This is a genomic window from Comamonas testosteroni (assembly GCF_000761245.1).
In the GTDB taxonomy this organism is placed as follows: domain Bacteria; phylum Pseudomonadota; class Gammaproteobacteria; order Burkholderiales; family Burkholderiaceae_C; genus Comamonas; species Comamonas testosteroni_C.
Map to the genome: position 1 here is coordinate 16,618 of NZ_AWOR01000043.1, position 14,324 is coordinate 30,941.

Consider the following 14,324-nt stretch of genomic DNA (forward strand, 5'->3'; position numbering starts at 1 on the left):
ACACCATTCGGGAGCTCTCTCAAGGCGGTCGCATCCAGGCCGGTTCAGCCATCGACTGCTCCGGCTTTTTTCGAAGAGGACTCATCCGGCCGCGGCACCAGCTTCACCGATGACTTTTCCTGACTTTTCGCTCCAGACGTACTTGTTACCATCCGTTCAAAACGGCCTGGAGGGAGTACGTGGGCAAGGCAATACCGCAGCAAGCTCAGTGCAAACAGTCAATGCGATCCACGGTGCGCATCGCGACACTAGGAATGGCCGTTGCGTGGCTGACCTTGGTGGCGGGTCTGGGGTGGTGGATGTCAAAGCAGGTCGAGGGGGCAGAACTGGACCGCTTGGCGGCCAGCGTCGAATACGAAGTCAAGACGACCGCACGCATCATGGATCGGCTGTTCACGGAAATGTCGAGTGTGGCCAATATGGTGGCGCGCCAGGGCTCGGTGATCCAGCTGGCCACCCGGTATCGCGACGATCCGCCAAGTCTGGCCAGGCTTACGCGCCAGCAGCGCGCGGCGCAATTCACGCAGGATCCGTTGGTGCGCAAAGTCGGCGACTTCATGCATGAACTCTCCAGCGACCTGCGTTATGCCCGCATCTACATGAACAACATGTCGGACGACACGGTAACGGCCAGCAACTGGGACGAGCCTGACAGCATCGTGGGCATGATCTACTCTGGCCGCCCCTATCTGATCGATGCATTGCGTGACGGCAATGGCCATTCGTTCGGTATCGCCCGGCTGAACAAGACGCCGTCCTATTTTGTGGCAAGCCGCATCGAGAACGAAGACGACGTGCCTCTGGGCTCCGTCACAGTGAAGTTCGATGCCCCGGAAATAGCGCTCAACCTGACTGGACAGCACATTGCACTGATCGTGGATCGCCAGGGAAGAGTGACCACCGCTTCGTCTGCTCCATTCATGCTCCGCAATGCGGCGGCGCTTCTTTCGCCGGGTTCTGCGCGGTCTTCCAGCATGACATCTTCACCAGACAATGATGAAGATCCAGGAATAGCTCTGGATGTGCGAGCCATAGTCAGCTCTGGCCTTGCTGACCAGTGGCTCATCGATGGCATACCCTATCTGCTACGACGTGAGCCGCTATCCAAAACACAGTACCAGCTGATCACGATGGCTGCCCTGGATCACCTGCCTGCCATGCGTCGGCAGCACTATTGGATGGCAGGCCTGGTGGCGGCGATCGGCCTGCTTTTCATCCTGCTATCCAGCCACGTGATCGTGCAAATGGTGGTGCGGCGGCAGGACGAGCGGCATGCCGCGAACCATGATGCACTGACCAATCTGCCTAACCGGCGCAATGTGATGGCTCAACTGGACCGGCTATTCGCTTTAGCGGGCCGCACGCAGCAATGGGTCCTGGTGGCTTTCATCGATCTGGATGGGTTCAAGGCGATCAACGATACCTACGGACATGTGGTCGGTGACCAGTTCCTCGTCGAAGTCGGCCGGCGCATGTCTGCGGGTTTGCGCAAGAGTGACATGCTGGGGCGGCTAGGTGGTGATGAATTCGTCGTCATCGGACTGATTGCGCCGCCTGACCCAATGGATCAGGACAAAGCTCTTGAAGCCATGCACAGCCGATTGGCACCGCTGCTGATCGGAAGCTATAAATTTGCCGAGTGCAGCTTCGACTACCCAGGAGCAAGCTTTGGCATTGTGAGTGCCGATCCATCCGCCAGCTCTCCGCAGGCTGTGCTCAAGGAGGCTGATCAGTGCATGTATGCGGACAAACAGGCGCGGCGAGCATCGCAAATGCAGTCGGCCAAAAGTGACTCAGCAGGTGACTCAGCCATTGAAACACGCGAATTGGCGGAGCGACTCCAGGCTTCCGCCCCCGTCTTTGGCTCTGTGCGAGCCTGAAACAGACCAGGAGCAAAATTCCGGCTTAGCCTGACCCGCATTGACGGAAATCCCTCATTGCCACAGGTTTCTTGCCGCAGCATTGTTGTGCACTCCGCAAACTACCTCAGAGGTGACCCATGGCTGAGCCAACGACTCCCGACAAGCAACCGCAACCCGATCCAGCCGAACTCAATGCGTTCTTTCCCTCGCCCTACTCGCTCAGTCAGTTCACGTCGCCCAAGTCCGACCTGAGCGGCGCCGACTACGCGAAGACCTACCAAGGCAGCAAGAAGATCCTGATGATCGGTGCAGACGAGCGCTACCTGCTGACCGACAACGGCAGCTTCTTCTCCACCGGCAACCACCCGGTCGAGACGCTGCTGCCCATGTACCACCTGGACAAGGCGGGCTTCGCGTTCGATGTGGCGACGGTGTCGGGAAATCCCGTCAAGTTCGAGTTCTGGGCAATGCCTTCCGAAGACGATAGGGTCAAGGGCTTCTTCAACAAGTACCACTCCCAATTCAAGGAGCCGCTGCGCCTGTCGACGGTGCTTGAGCAGGGGCTGGAGCAGTACGCCGCCATCTTCGTCCCCGGCGGGCATGGCGCGCTGATCGGTATCCCCGACAGCCGTGACGTGGGCGCGGTGCTGGAATGGGCGGCGGCCAACAACCGGTTCGTCATCTCTCTGTGCCACGGCCCTGCTGCCTTCCTCGCGGTTGGCGACAGCGACATCTACCGAGGCTACAAGATCTGCGCCTTCCCGGACACGCTCGATGCGCAGACCCCTGCCATCGGCTACATGCCAGGTCACCTAACCTGGAAGTTCGGCGAAAGGCTCAAGGCCCTGGGTTTCGAGATCGTCAACGACGGCATCTCGGGTGCCGTGCACCGGGACCGGCAGCTGATCACTGGCGACAGCCCGCTGGCTGGCAATGCGCTTGGCAAGCTCGCGGCCGAAACCTTGCTCAAGGAAGTCACGGCCTGAGATGAGCACCGCAATCGCGCAGGCGGCATTCCAAGCAGCCCTCATCATAGAGGGTGCCCGCAGTCTCGCCGCAATCCAGGATACGGTGCGTGCGGTCGGTGCGCCACTGGGGTACGACCGTTTCGTGCTGTTCTCGGCCTCTAGCGCTCGGGACGATGCGGTGGAGCGCATCTACTGGATCGAGGGAGACTGGTTCGGCACGAGCGCGCCTGTCGATGCTGAAACCTACGTGCGGCACTGCCCGATGACGCGCCACATCCTGGAGACGAATCTGCCCTTCTTCTGGACCAAGACGAACGGCGCTCAGAGCGAGCGTTACAGCGTCGTCCGCGCGCCGCAGGGCCCTGGTGTCCACGGCCTGCAAGTGCCTGTATTCGGCCTCTTGGGGCTGGAAGGCGCGATGAGCCTGGGCGGCGAGCGCATCGATGCCTCGCCGCAGGCCCGGCTGACGCTGGAGCTGATCGCCCAAGCCGCGTTCCGCACGGCGCGCAGGTTGCTGGAACTGCCCCCGCAAGAGGAGCTCGGCACCCTGTCCGATCGCGAACGTGAGGTGCTTGCGTGGACGGCCGCCGGCCGGCGGCAGACGGAGATTGCCGCAACCCTCGGCCTGTCCGAACGCACTGTAGAAAACCACCTGCGCCGCATCCGCAAGCGCCTGGGCGTCGCCACGACGGCGCAGGCCATTCGCGTGGCGATCCGCAACGGAGAGATCGTCGCCTGACTATCCATGTCGGCTCACATCTCAAGTATCCCTTTGGAACATGCAAACGGGGGCAGGAACCGGCCGCAGGAGCTCTTCAAGACATGGCTCTGCCGGCTTCCGCTCCCGGTTCAGGTCTATGCTGAAGTGGGTAGCGCTTTAATGGAGCGCAGAACATTGCGTGTGATGCTTTGCCGTTTGGCAAGGTCGGCAAGTCTGTTGGGCGTGTCCATGTTCAAGGCGAAGAAGACGGGGCCGCTGGGCCACTCTACCCAGCCCACCCACCAGCCGATTTTTCCGGTCCAGCCCGTTTTTGCACGCAGTATCCAGTGAGGTCCTGCTTCATTGACCATCACGTCCTTCACAAGCCGCTGATGCTCGACCTGGAAAGGCAGTTGATTGCGGTAAAGCCGTTGCAAGAAAGCAATCTGCTCGAAGGATGAGATGGCGAGGTCGCCCTCAACCCAGAATGGCTTGTCGCCAGTGGCGACCGCATTGCCATACCCAATCTTTCGCATATAGGCGCTCTCGCGTGCATCGCCGAGTTCCTTGGCGAAGCGCTCATACACCCAGACGGTGGAGTTCCTCATCGCGGAGCGCAGATTCTGGTCCACATTCCACGCCGCCACAAGTCGTTTCACACCATCCCATTGAATAAGCTGAAATTCGTCACGCAGCAGCCCTGCATCAAGCGCAAACAGGCTGTGCGGAATCTTGAAGGTAGAGGCTGGCGAGTAACGCCGAGCGGAACGCGACACGTTGTAGACGTGAGTAGTTTCAGAGTTATCGCGTGCATCGAGAACAACGATGCTGCCTTGCGCATCGGCTTCTGTGAAAAACCGAGACCACTCGGCCATTTCTTGAGGCTGGGGGCCTGCCGCCGTCACTTGAGCAAACCCTGCGGCCAGGGCCGATAAGACCAGACTACGTCGATTCATGCGGCTAGTTTAAGGGTCAAACGAACCCGTCCTGAGTTGACAGGGACAGGAGCGGTGACACCTTGCCGCGATGGGCAGCGTCTGTTGCGGGCCGGACAGCGGCACCCGCAATCGCTTGAATCCACAGCCAGAGGCTGTCTTTCGAGCAACCAGATCGGGCATAGCGAGCACTCCGGGAGTACGGACTGCCGCCTGAGTTGTCAATCGGCGCTCGCTGGCCCTTTAAGTTCAAGCTGATTGCCGTCCGGGTCTTTGCAGTAAATGGACAGGCCCATGCCGTCAGCGCCAAAGCGTCGCACCGCCCCATCCGCCTCAAGACCATGGCCAGCCAAATGGGTGAGGATGGCTTGCTCATCAAAAGGCTCGATACGCAGGCAGAAATGATCGACATTTCTGCGCTCGCTTGAAGCCGCAGCTCCGCCCGCACGGCCTAAGGGGCCCTCAACATCCACCAGGTCAATCATGGATGCACCAGCTCGCAGATGAACCATACCCAAATCCTCGCGACGCTTCACCAAGGCACAGCCCAGGACCGCTTGGTAAAAGCGGATGCTTCGCTCCAGGTCGGCGACGCGCAACACGATGTGATCAATGTGCTGAATACTGAATTTGCTCATGGCGATCTCCTGCTGCGGACATGCACACTCGTAATCGTATGCACTTGGTGTGATGAAACCCCAGACGTTCGGCGAGCGTCAGGGACATTTTTTCGATCGGAAGGCCTGTGCTTGCTTGATCTTTCAAGCGGTTACGGCACGGGGCCGTCAATGTCTACTCAGGGGTTCGCATTGAGCATTTCGGCGCGACGCGCTGATTTCCATCTCCTTTCGAGAAGTGTTCAGCGCGCTGGCGCCAGTGGATCAATCACTATTTGTGCTCAAGCCAAGCCTACGCTGGAAGTGACGGGGATCGCAGTGGCGGCAGGCCTGGCTGCTCCTGCGCCCTGGATCAGGAACACCCCGCCAAGAATCAGGAGCACACCCAGTACACGCATGACGTTGATGGGCTTGGGCTCCAGTCCCATGACACCGAAGTGATCGATCAATACCGCCACGACCATCTGTCCTGCGACCACGGCAACCAGAAATCCGCCGGCACCCAGCTTGGGTATCAAGGCTGCAGCGCTGGCGACGTAAACAGCCCCCAGGACACCGCCGATCCACAACCACCAGGGACCGTGAAACGCATTGCTGAAATTAGGCATGGGGGCTTTGACCAGCATCAGCATGGGCACCATCACGGCCAGGCTGATCACCAGCGATGTGGCTGCTCCCCAGAAAGGGTGACCAAGAGCACGGCCTACGTTGGCATTTGCAGCGGCCTGAAAAGGCAGGATGGCCCCCGCCAGCAAGGCCATACCCAGTGAGGCGACCGTCATCAATGCCATCTTGCTGTTCATATCTGCTACTCCTTCAAACGTCTACAAGCAATGTTTGAATGGTCTCGCATACGGATTAATTATGGAAATCGTTTATATGTACATGTACTATTCGTCATATGGATGATCTGCGCCGTATCGACCTTAATCTGCTGCTGGCACTTCACGCGTTGCTGACTGAGAAGCACGTGACCAGGGCTGCCATGCGCCTGCACAAGAGCCAACCGGCAGTGAGTCATTCGCTAGCTCAGCTGCGCGAGCATTTCAATGACCCATTGCTGGTGCGCAAGCTGGGAAAGCTGGAGCTGACGGCTCGCGGCAATGTGCTGTTGCCACCACTCTCGGAGGCTTTAGGCAGCCTCAATACTCTGCTGGGAACGCCCCAGTTCGATCCACTGCAGGCACAACGACGATTCAGGCTGTCACTGTCCGACTATGCGGCTCGGCTGGTACTCCCGGACCTGATGCAATACGTCCGCAAACATGCGCCTGGCTTTGACTTCGCCATCAGTCAGGCCAGCCGGGATGCAATGCTGGTACAGCTAGCCGATGGTGAACTGGACCTGGCTCTGGGGATCTTTCCCGATCTTGCACAAGACATCCGGGTCGAAACACTGTTCGAAGAGGATTTCATCTGTCTCGCAGACAAGTCCGTCAGTCCGGAAAAAGGAGGATTGTCGCTAGAGGAATGGCTGACACGCCCACATGTCATGCTGGCATTGAGGCCGGATGCGAACGACGAAATCGAGCGCGCACTCGCCGCCAAGGGACTCAAAAGGAGGATTGCCGTGGCCTTGCCACACTGGAGCGCTGCGGTTGAATTGCTGCCAGGTACCGATCTGGTTCTGACGATTGCCCGTCGTGCTGTAGGCCCGCTACGCTCATTTAAGAATCTGCGGCAGTTTGCACCTCCACGCCAGTTGCAACTACCCAAAATGGCATACCAACAAGCCTGGCATACGCGAAAGCACAATGACCCTGCGTTGGCCTGGCTCAGGCTCGCTGTAATGAACAGCTGCAAACAGAGTGCTGGCGAGCAGTGAGTTGCCACAAGTCGCGACTTTTGCGGTAATTTTTCTTCAGCCTCCTAAACTCTGCCGATGACTGCAATGGGTGGCGGATTCAATCGGCCAATGGCGGTCTTTTGCCCATTGCATCCTGATATATGACGATGAACTCCAAACAATTTGTTGAGAACTGGGTCAACCTCAAATCAGAACTTCTTTTGTCTTTCATGAATGCTCATGAAGAGTCGGAGGTCGCAGCGAGGATCGAAGCTCTAGAGCTCACGCCCAAGCAACACGAGCAACTCCGAGCGATTCTAGATTCTGTGCTGAGAGACACCATGTATACGTTGCTGCTGGGACTTGATGGCGCCGCGAGCATTGGAGGCGAGCAGCAAACGTATACGCTTCATGATGAGGACGGCAATCTCATCTCTGATGGCGGTGAACTGGAAGCAGCGGCATGGGAGGCCTTTCACAGGCAGGATCAGGCACCCGAGGACGATTGACAAACGCTGTCCAGCGACTGGTCTGGGTCGTTTGCAGTCCTGAATTCATTAGTGAAGTAGGCGTAACTACGCGCTCTTGGTGCTTGCATCTCTTCAATGCGCTCGACTATGCTGGTTACATTGAGTCACGCAGCGCTAGGAGGGAACTTTGCCAAGCATTGAAGTTTTTGAAAAGCTCACTGGTCGCAAATTTTCGGATGCAGAGCTCTTGCATACAAAGGTGCTCGCTTTCCCTGAGGAGGGAAAAAAGAGAGTTGTCTATGGACTGCTGGCCGAGGCTATCGACATTGACTACTCTCAAAAGTCGCTTTCTGAGCTTGGCGAGCAAATAAGACTGGCCCTGTCCAATATTGAGCGCGTTGCACCCAAAGCCTTCGTTGGTCAGAACATTCGTGTGCACGAGGGCGGCAACCACTTGGACATCATCAATGATGGTGTTGGGAGTATGGGCTGGTTGATTGTGGAAGACCACCTGACTTGATGGGACCTCAGACGCCCCCGGGAATTCAGAAGCGCAGCAATCCCTTGTCCGGCTTCTGATGCGTGTTGGCTGTCTACGCAAACGTCGCCGTGCTATCCGCGGCGTCGGTCTGGAGATCGATGTGCTCGCGAAAGAAGTTTTCAACTTAGCGCATGCAATCGATCTGAACTGGCTGGATCAGAAAGGCTCCTGGGGGAGCCTTTTTGCTTAGACAGAAGAGCTGTTTAATCCACAGCAACCATCACCGATGACGCTTTAATGACGGCATACGCATTGTCGCCCTCTTTCAATCCCAGAGACTGGGCCGACGTTGAGGTGATAGAGGATGTGACTCTCACACCAGGGGCAACTTCTAGTGTCAATTCCGTGCTAACTGGGCCCGTGACAATCGAGATAACCTTGCCTTGCAAGACATTGCGAGCACTGATTTTCATAGTATCTGTATCTGAAGAAATGACGACGGACAACAGCATATATTCAGCGACTCGATGGCTGTAGAAGCGCTGCCATATAGAGATCCTATCAGCAGCTGTATGACTGCAATGGACCGAGCAGCGACAGCTGCAATCGGTTGTCGGTGACGTACATTCGCCAGCCTTGGTGAGTCGCACACAAACGCCATGTTCAGCGCTTTCCCAGCCATTGACTGATGCCTACTACCGCAACGCCCCCCTCAGCGTCTCCGTCCATCTTGATCAGGGCTCCAACAGAACACTGGCACCCAGCTGACTCAGAAAATGTCCGCTCAGGGTCGCGCTTTACCTCCAAGAGAAATCAAACGCGGAAGTTGAAATGCTCCTCGGACAGCACCGCTACACGCGCGATAGTCGATACAGACGATGCCCCTGTCGGACGATGCTCGTATTGTCTTGATTGGTTCAAATCATGACCTCCAAACGGAGCCAGCAATGACACTTCAGGACATCTCGGACAAGGTAGAAATCAACGAACTCCTGGCACGGTACTGTCATGCCTTAGACGAAAAGGATTGGCACTCGTTTCAAGCGATATTTCTTCCTGATGCGGTTTTGGACTTCACCGCTTTTGGTGGACCCAAAGGCTCTCCTGCCGAGCTGCAAAGTTTTTTTGTGCCAATCCTTGGCAGCTTGGCCTCGACACAGCACACAGTCTCTACGGTCAAAATTGATCTCGCAGGAAATATCGCCACCGCGCGATCTGCGGCCATCGTCCCCATGACAGGCAAGACACCTGAAGGCAAAGAAACCACTTCTGTGAGCGGCCTTTGGTATGAGGACAGCCTCGAGCGCACAAAGGATGGCTGGAAAATCAAATCACGAAAGCAAGTTCGCAGTTGGGCCGCAAATATGGCCTGATCCACACGCTTTGGCACAAGCCTGTGAGCTTTCGCATTGTTTGGTGTGCAGCCGCGATCGTTCCCCAGCCGTCAACAACACCCTGGGATAGCTGCTTAACGTTCGCTTCAGTATTCGCAGAACGTGGTTCACCGGCGCGTTAGCCCAGCGCTGCATGACAGGAGACTCCTGTTTCAGGCATCGCATGCATCACCAATGGCGAAACTACCCAGCTTCTCGCCCTTTTTATATCGCACTCCAGTTCTTGCCTCTCAAGCTCAACTCTTGTGTACTCCCGGTACGCGTCTGCTCGAATCTCCGGCTTTGTGGCCGTGCTTTGAAGCAATTGATTGAGCTGCTGTTGCTCGTGCTGGATAGCCTTCTGACGGTCAAGCAAAGGCTGGAGGCCAGCCTCAACGGGCTGGATTGCTTGAGCAAAGCCAAACCAGGCTACGGCGATAGTTAAAGCAACTTGGCTCATGTCTCTGATGCAAACCTCGGATTTTTGAAGTGAACGGCATTAAACCGCTTAATGACCAATGACACTTGCCGAACTCCTACAAGACAACGAAGGCTCCATGTCGTGTCATGCCGCTGCTCTCAGCCAATTGCAGTCAATCGATGAGCGGACACATGTGCGGCCGAACCTCAAGCAATTGACTCAGGCGACAATCGCATCAAAAATGATTGGACGACCACTGTACAGGGAAGAAATATGGATGCTGTCCTAAGTCTCGTTGGACACGCAGTGAAACAGTTCGCCTTCGAGTTTGTGCTTTTTTGGCCAGGTTGGTTGGCACTCAAAATTCTTACGCTTGGAAAGTACCCCAGGTTGGCCAGACCGAGCAAGGACATTGAAGATTACTCAGACTTTCAGGCCATTTCATATTTCGGCCTGTTTGTCGTGCTTTTATCATCAGCCCTATTTTTCAAGTTCTTCCCCGCGTGAAAAGGCCGACAGTGCAAACCATGGGAATCGAACCGATCAAACCGGGGTTTAAGGGGGTTTAGCGGGGGACTCTCCCTCTGAGCGCCATCATTTCAATTCCCGTCGCGCCCCCTAAACTCCCCAGAAAACTCCCCTGACTCGTCAATGCTTGCGACCACCCTGCTCTTCCAGGTAGTCAATGCTGGCCACAGCAAAAACTTAAGTCCGTTCCAACCCACAGTGGAATTTGCGTAATTTTATTCGCCACAATCTAAGCAATAGGTCATCCGCGGATCCTCAATCTCTATAGTTAATCAAAGAAAGTGCTAAACCAATAAGACCGAGATAAATAAATATATATCTGATTCGAATGGTTTTTTCAAAAAATCCCCACAATTTACCCAAATGAAAATTATTTCCATTAATGAATTCACTTTTCCATTGATTGAATTTATCTGACGATGAATAGCTCATCAATAAAATAATTTCAAAAAATATCGATACAGCCAATATCAACAAAAAAAACATAACAATAAATAACTTCACGACGCCTCCCCGAACTTGAGTTGTACAAGGGCTTGAAGTCAATTTCCAGAGTTTGCTTCTAGCGGATCCGCGACTGCCGCCGACCGCCTCATTGCTGCCATTGGCACTAAATCTTCAGCAGCTGAGCTGCTGTCAGTCTTTGAGTTGCGCTCCGAACATTCTGTTCCCGAGAAAACCTCGATCAAGAAGCCCGAGCTGAACAGCGATCTCTTGCCGAAGACTTGCTGCACACTTGTTTTCCCCGTCTGCGGGGAAAGAAAAAAACGAAGGAGCGAAGTTTGCAGGCGCAAATTGAGCAACCATCAATGCCTCTCCCCCTGCCTTAGTAACCAACTCCACACGGTTGATGGGGAACTTCCCTTGCAGGATGTATGACTGAACTGATCCAAACATCTCTAAAGGGTAGGTACGCTGCTTTGGCCTGAAGAGGGCTGAAACCCTCGAAATGGTCACCTGACCAGCAGCGGCATCTAAGTTGACTTGACGTCGGTTTGCGATCACCTTACCCCATAAAGATATCAATCCGACCCCACCAAAAACCACCGATATGAAGAGATATTTGGTATCAAAAAATGCCAGCAACAAGCCGAAAACAACCATACCCAAACTCAGATAAACGGTTGCAAGAGAGAGCTGACTCTTGACAATGATTGGCATTAACAAGTTCATGTTTCTAAAAAGGTAATTTATCTATTATTTTCAGTGCATGAATGAACAGGGAAGTATTATTTTCGATTAATTTCAGTTTCTAGCAAAAAATATAACCATTGAGAAGAAAGCCACCAACACCAAACCAACCATTCCAAACCAACGACTCAGCGTTTCATGCCTTTTCTTACAGTCTTGGCAGTACAGGTATGTGCCACCCTTGCTGTGATGGATGGGCCAGAGTTGTGTGTGCGCTCCACATGCGTAGCAGTTCAGTTCTCTATTTCTTCTGCCGCCTCGTACATCTCGAAAAACATGAAAAGCCAAAAGGAATATAATAACGATTATTATAATCAACACAATTATAAAAAATGGGTTAATCATCGCAATCCATTTCTATCCAGAAGAACCTGATATTTATCAGCTTAAATAGTCGCAGTTCTACCCCGAGGTGAGCTTACCGGTTCATATCCAGCGCTTGGCAGCGACCTCCGGTGGGCATCCACTGGGCGCGCGAGTACCCACGAGATTGGCCGAAGCATAGCTTCCAATTACAGCTATGACGAGCTGTATTGCCTCTCGCTCAAACGAAAGAATTTGCCATGGAAGATTGAAAATAATGAGCGTAATCAGGGCAACAAATATGCCCAAGACAAAACCTTGTTTGTACAGGAAAAGCGTTTGCCCAAGGCAAGGCACTTGCTGAAAAAGGTCACCTCGGAGGCGTTGCAATAAAGACATAGCTATTCCTGCAAATTTGGCACTCATTGTGAAGTTCACCAGTAACCGAAGTCAACAACCTAACAACAGCAGTTGCACGACCCCAAACAGCCGCCTCACCCCGCCAGCATGGTCGCAACAGGCTACAGCTCATGGCTGTATACGATAAACCCGGCATGTCTGGCCAACTTGTCGTAGAGCGCGCGACCAGCTTCATTGGCTGCTTGAGTTTGCCAGTAGACACGACTCGCGCCAGCCAGCATGGCCTGCTCGTAGACGTTGTTGATGAGGGCCTTGCCAACTCCGAGCTTGCGCCGTGTGGGGGCCGTGAAAAGATCCTGCAGGTAGCAGACCGGGCCAAGCCTGGTGGTGGTGCAGTGAAACAGGTAATGGGCCAGGCCAACTACCTCTCCTTCATGTTCCGCGACCACTGCAAATACCGGCTCGATGGGATTGAAGAAGCGTTCCCAGGTTGTCTCGGTAATTTCTCGGGGCAGTCCCGTAGCTCCGGAGCGTCCATAGAAAGCGTTGTAGCAGTCCCAGAGCGAGAGCCACTGATCAAAGTCTTTGGGTTGAATGGCTCTTACCACGACACCAGTTACAACGGTACTTTCAGACATAGGATGGAACTTCTTAGCATGCAACACGATTGATATTCGAGTGTCCAAGCATAAGGCTTGGACGTCATTTCATAATAATGAAACTATTGACTATTATTTCTAATATTAGTCCGTAGATCATTATTGGTCGTATAAATCTATCTTGAAACCGGTTGGGGGCTGCCAAGACTGCAAAGAATGCAGCGAGCAATGCAAAAATGCTAACCAACATAGCACCTGCATAGTCCTGAAGCGTTGCAAACGAACGCAGAAGGCTAATCACCAAGACTACGCAGCCTGCACTTAGCGCTACAAAAATGATGCGCACCCACCATTGACGCTCTTCCTCGGCGACGGGATCCCCATCGAGCACATCAGATCGCGCTAGTTTTACAGGTGCAGGAGGAATTCTGGGCATGGCTCGCGGTCTTCACATCTCGGAACTGTGTGAAGCCAGACTCTGCCATATTTCTTAAGGATTGAGCCAATAATTATGTGCCCTCCATAACAACCGATGCTTTGAATGTCACCGCTTTGGCTCTTTGCGCTCGCCGCCTTTTTTGGCTACTTAGCCTACGACGCATTTCAGTTTCGCCATTCGGCGAATCATCGAGTTTGGGCGGTTTCCTCTGCGTCAGGCAGAGCTGTGGGCGCCGACCCCTTGTCGGTACGAGAACAAGGGACTTCTCGCTCTCAAAAGTACACCGGGGCTGACGGAATTCCAGGCTTGCACTGGGTCTTCTTGGTGATGGCTTTGGCATGTGCTGCTGCGGGTGCTTATTTCTGGATATTTGATTGAAGCAGTGCTAGTCCACTGCCTCATCTACAGACATCCCACTGCTCCTAGCCCAGCCTGCAGCCCCACCCATATTGCCGCTGACACAACCTTGCGTTAGCCTGCGTGCTCCACTATTGCTCAGGAGCCTGCCATGTCCCGTCGTTTGGTTCTATCTGCCAGCACCGCCCTTGCTGCTGCCGCACTGATTGTTGGTTGCGGCGCCATGGGGCCGTCAGGCGGCAACCCCATGAGCTTTTTCATCACCAGCACCAACCCCGGCAAGGGCGGCGACCTGGGCGGGCTGGCCGGGGCCGACCGCTACTGCCAGTCTCTGGCCGCCAGCGTGGGCGCCGGCAACAAGACCTGGCGCGCCTACCTGAGCAATGCGGCGCTGAATGGGCAACCCGCTATCAACGCGCGCGACCGCATCGGCAACGGGCCGTGGCCCAATGCCAAGGGCGTGGTCATTGCCACCAGCGTGGCCGACCTGCACAGCGCCAATGCCAAGGTCGGCAAGGACACCTCGCTGACCGAGAAGGGCGAAGTCGTCTCGGGCTTTGGAGATGAGGTCAACCGCCACGACATCCTGACCGGCTCGCGCCCTGACGGCACCTTGGCCGTGCCCGAGCCCGGCAAGGACACCACCTGCGGCAACTGGACCAAGAGCGACGGCGGCTCTGCCATCGTGGGCCACCACGACCACAAGGGCACCAACCCCGACCCTGTGGCCAATGCCTCGTGGAACTCGTCGCACGGCACGCGCGGCTGCAGCGTCGACCAGCTCAAACAGAGCGGCAGCGCCGGGCTGATGTACTGCTTTGCCACCAACTGACAGGGATTAAGGCGCGAGCCTCGGCCGCGCAAGTTCAAGCAGGGCTTCCTTGCCCTGTTTGAACACGACATGAAGATCGCCACGTTCCCCACACACCGATAT

At 55.2% G+C, this 14,324-nt stretch carries 17 protein-coding genes; 8 read left to right on the forward strand and 9 right to left on the reverse strand.

The features are described 5' to 3' along the window. Window positions 1-221: 221 nt before the first annotated feature. The 3 genes from P353_RS09360 to P353_RS09370 all read left to right on the forward strand — a co-directional run bounded on the left by P353_RS09360 (window position 222) and on the right by P353_RS09370 (window position 3,569). On the forward strand, window positions 222-1,880 hold the full coding sequence (locus tag P353_RS09360) for a sensor domain-containing diguanylate cyclase (RefSeq protein ID WP_034368420.1): 1,659 nt from the start codon (window positions 222-224) through the stop codon (window positions 1,878-1,880). Between the two features lie 119 nt (window positions 1,881-1,999). Further along, window positions 2,000-2,848, forward strand: a complete 849-nt coding sequence (hchA, locus tag P353_RS09365) for a glyoxalase III HchA (protein ID WP_034368422.1) — start codon at window positions 2,000-2,002, stop codon at window positions 2,846-2,848. Between the two features lies 1 nt (window position 2,849). Then, a complete protein-coding gene (locus P353_RS09370) occupies window positions 2,850-3,569 on the forward strand; it encodes a PA1136 family autoinducer-binding transcriptional regulator (protein WP_034368424.1) in 720 nt (239 codons plus the stop codon). Between the two features lie 116 nt (window positions 3,570-3,685). Here the strand turns inward: P353_RS09370 and blaOXA are convergent, their stop codons facing one another. From blaOXA to P353_RS09385, 3 genes are all read right to left on the reverse strand, one after another. After that, entirely contained in the window at window positions 3,686-4,486 is an 801-nt protein-coding gene (blaOXA, locus tag P353_RS09375; protein WP_034368428.1) for a class D beta-lactamase, read from the reverse strand. Window positions 4,487-4,686: 200 nt separating this feature from the next. After that, window positions 4,687-5,103: a VOC family protein gene (locus P353_RS09380; RefSeq protein ID WP_034368431.1), complete on the reverse strand. Its 417-nt coding sequence runs from the start codon at window positions 5,101-5,103 to the stop codon at window positions 4,687-4,689. Between the two features lie 260 nt (window positions 5,104-5,363). Further along, window positions 5,364-5,885: a DMT family transporter gene (locus P353_RS09385; RefSeq protein ID WP_034368432.1), complete on the reverse strand. Its 522-nt coding sequence runs from the start codon at window positions 5,883-5,885 to the stop codon at window positions 5,364-5,366. 98 nt (window positions 5,886-5,983) lie between these two features. Here P353_RS09385 and P353_RS09390 point away from each other — a divergent pair, with 98 nt between their 5' ends. From P353_RS09390 to P353_RS09400, 3 genes are all read left to right on the forward strand, one after another. Next, window positions 5,984-6,907 (forward strand): LysR family transcriptional regulator, encoded by a 924-nt coding sequence (locus P353_RS09390; RefSeq protein ID WP_034368435.1) that lies wholly within the window; start codon window positions 5,984-5,986, stop codon window positions 6,905-6,907. 122 nt (window positions 6,908-7,029) lie between these two features. Continuing rightward, a complete protein-coding gene (locus P353_RS09395; protein ID WP_232776383.1) occupies window positions 7,030-7,377 on the forward strand; it encodes a hypothetical protein in 348 nt (115 codons plus the stop codon). Between the two features lie 148 nt (window positions 7,378-7,525). Then, window positions 7,526-7,858 (forward strand): hypothetical protein, encoded by a 333-nt coding sequence (locus tag P353_RS09400; RefSeq protein ID WP_034368440.1) that lies wholly within the window; start codon window positions 7,526-7,528, stop codon window positions 7,856-7,858. Between the two features lie 224 nt (window positions 7,859-8,082). On the opposite strand, the gene P353_RS09405 is transcribed toward P353_RS09400, so the two are convergent. Continuing rightward, window positions 8,083-8,331: a TOBE domain-containing protein gene (locus P353_RS09405; protein WP_318010643.1), complete on the reverse strand. Its 249-nt coding sequence runs from the start codon at window positions 8,329-8,331 to the stop codon at window positions 8,083-8,085. Window positions 8,332-8,766: 435 nt separating this feature from the next. On the opposite strand from P353_RS09405, the gene P353_RS09410 reads away from it, so the two are divergent. Next, window positions 8,767-9,192, forward strand: a complete 426-nt coding sequence (locus tag P353_RS09410; protein ID WP_034368444.1) for a nuclear transport factor 2 family protein — start codon at window positions 8,767-8,769, stop codon at window positions 9,190-9,192. Between the two features lie 139 nt (window positions 9,193-9,331). On the opposite strand, the gene P353_RS09415 is transcribed toward P353_RS09410, so the two are convergent. From P353_RS09415 to P353_RS09445, 5 genes are all read right to left on the reverse strand, one after another. Continuing rightward, window positions 9,332-9,652, reverse strand: a complete 321-nt coding sequence (locus P353_RS09415) for a hypothetical protein (RefSeq protein ID WP_034368447.1) — start codon at window positions 9,650-9,652, stop codon at window positions 9,332-9,334. A 1,125-nt stretch (window positions 9,653-10,777) separates the two neighbouring features. Further along, window positions 10,778-11,302, reverse strand: a complete 525-nt coding sequence (locus P353_RS09430) for a hypothetical protein (RefSeq protein ID WP_157839574.1) — start codon at window positions 11,300-11,302, stop codon at window positions 10,778-10,780. A 456-nt stretch (window positions 11,303-11,758) separates the two neighbouring features. After that, window positions 11,759-12,061 (reverse strand): hypothetical protein, encoded by a 303-nt coding sequence (locus P353_RS09435; protein WP_157839575.1) that lies wholly within the window; start codon window positions 12,059-12,061, stop codon window positions 11,759-11,761. 95 nt (window positions 12,062-12,156) lie between these two features. After that, window positions 12,157-12,633, reverse strand: a complete 477-nt coding sequence (locus P353_RS09440; RefSeq protein ID WP_034368461.1) for a GNAT family N-acetyltransferase — start codon at window positions 12,631-12,633, stop codon at window positions 12,157-12,159. A 64-nt stretch (window positions 12,634-12,697) separates the two neighbouring features. After that, entirely contained in the window at window positions 12,698-13,030 is a 333-nt protein-coding gene (locus tag P353_RS09445; RefSeq protein WP_157839576.1) for a hypothetical protein, read from the reverse strand. A gap of 511 nt (window positions 13,031-13,541) precedes the next feature. Here P353_RS09445 and P353_RS09450 point away from each other — a divergent pair. Then, window positions 13,542-14,222, forward strand: a complete 681-nt coding sequence (locus P353_RS09450) for a hypothetical protein (protein WP_034368464.1) — start codon at window positions 13,542-13,544, stop codon at window positions 14,220-14,222. The last annotated feature ends 102 nt before the right edge of the window (window positions 14,223-14,324 follow it).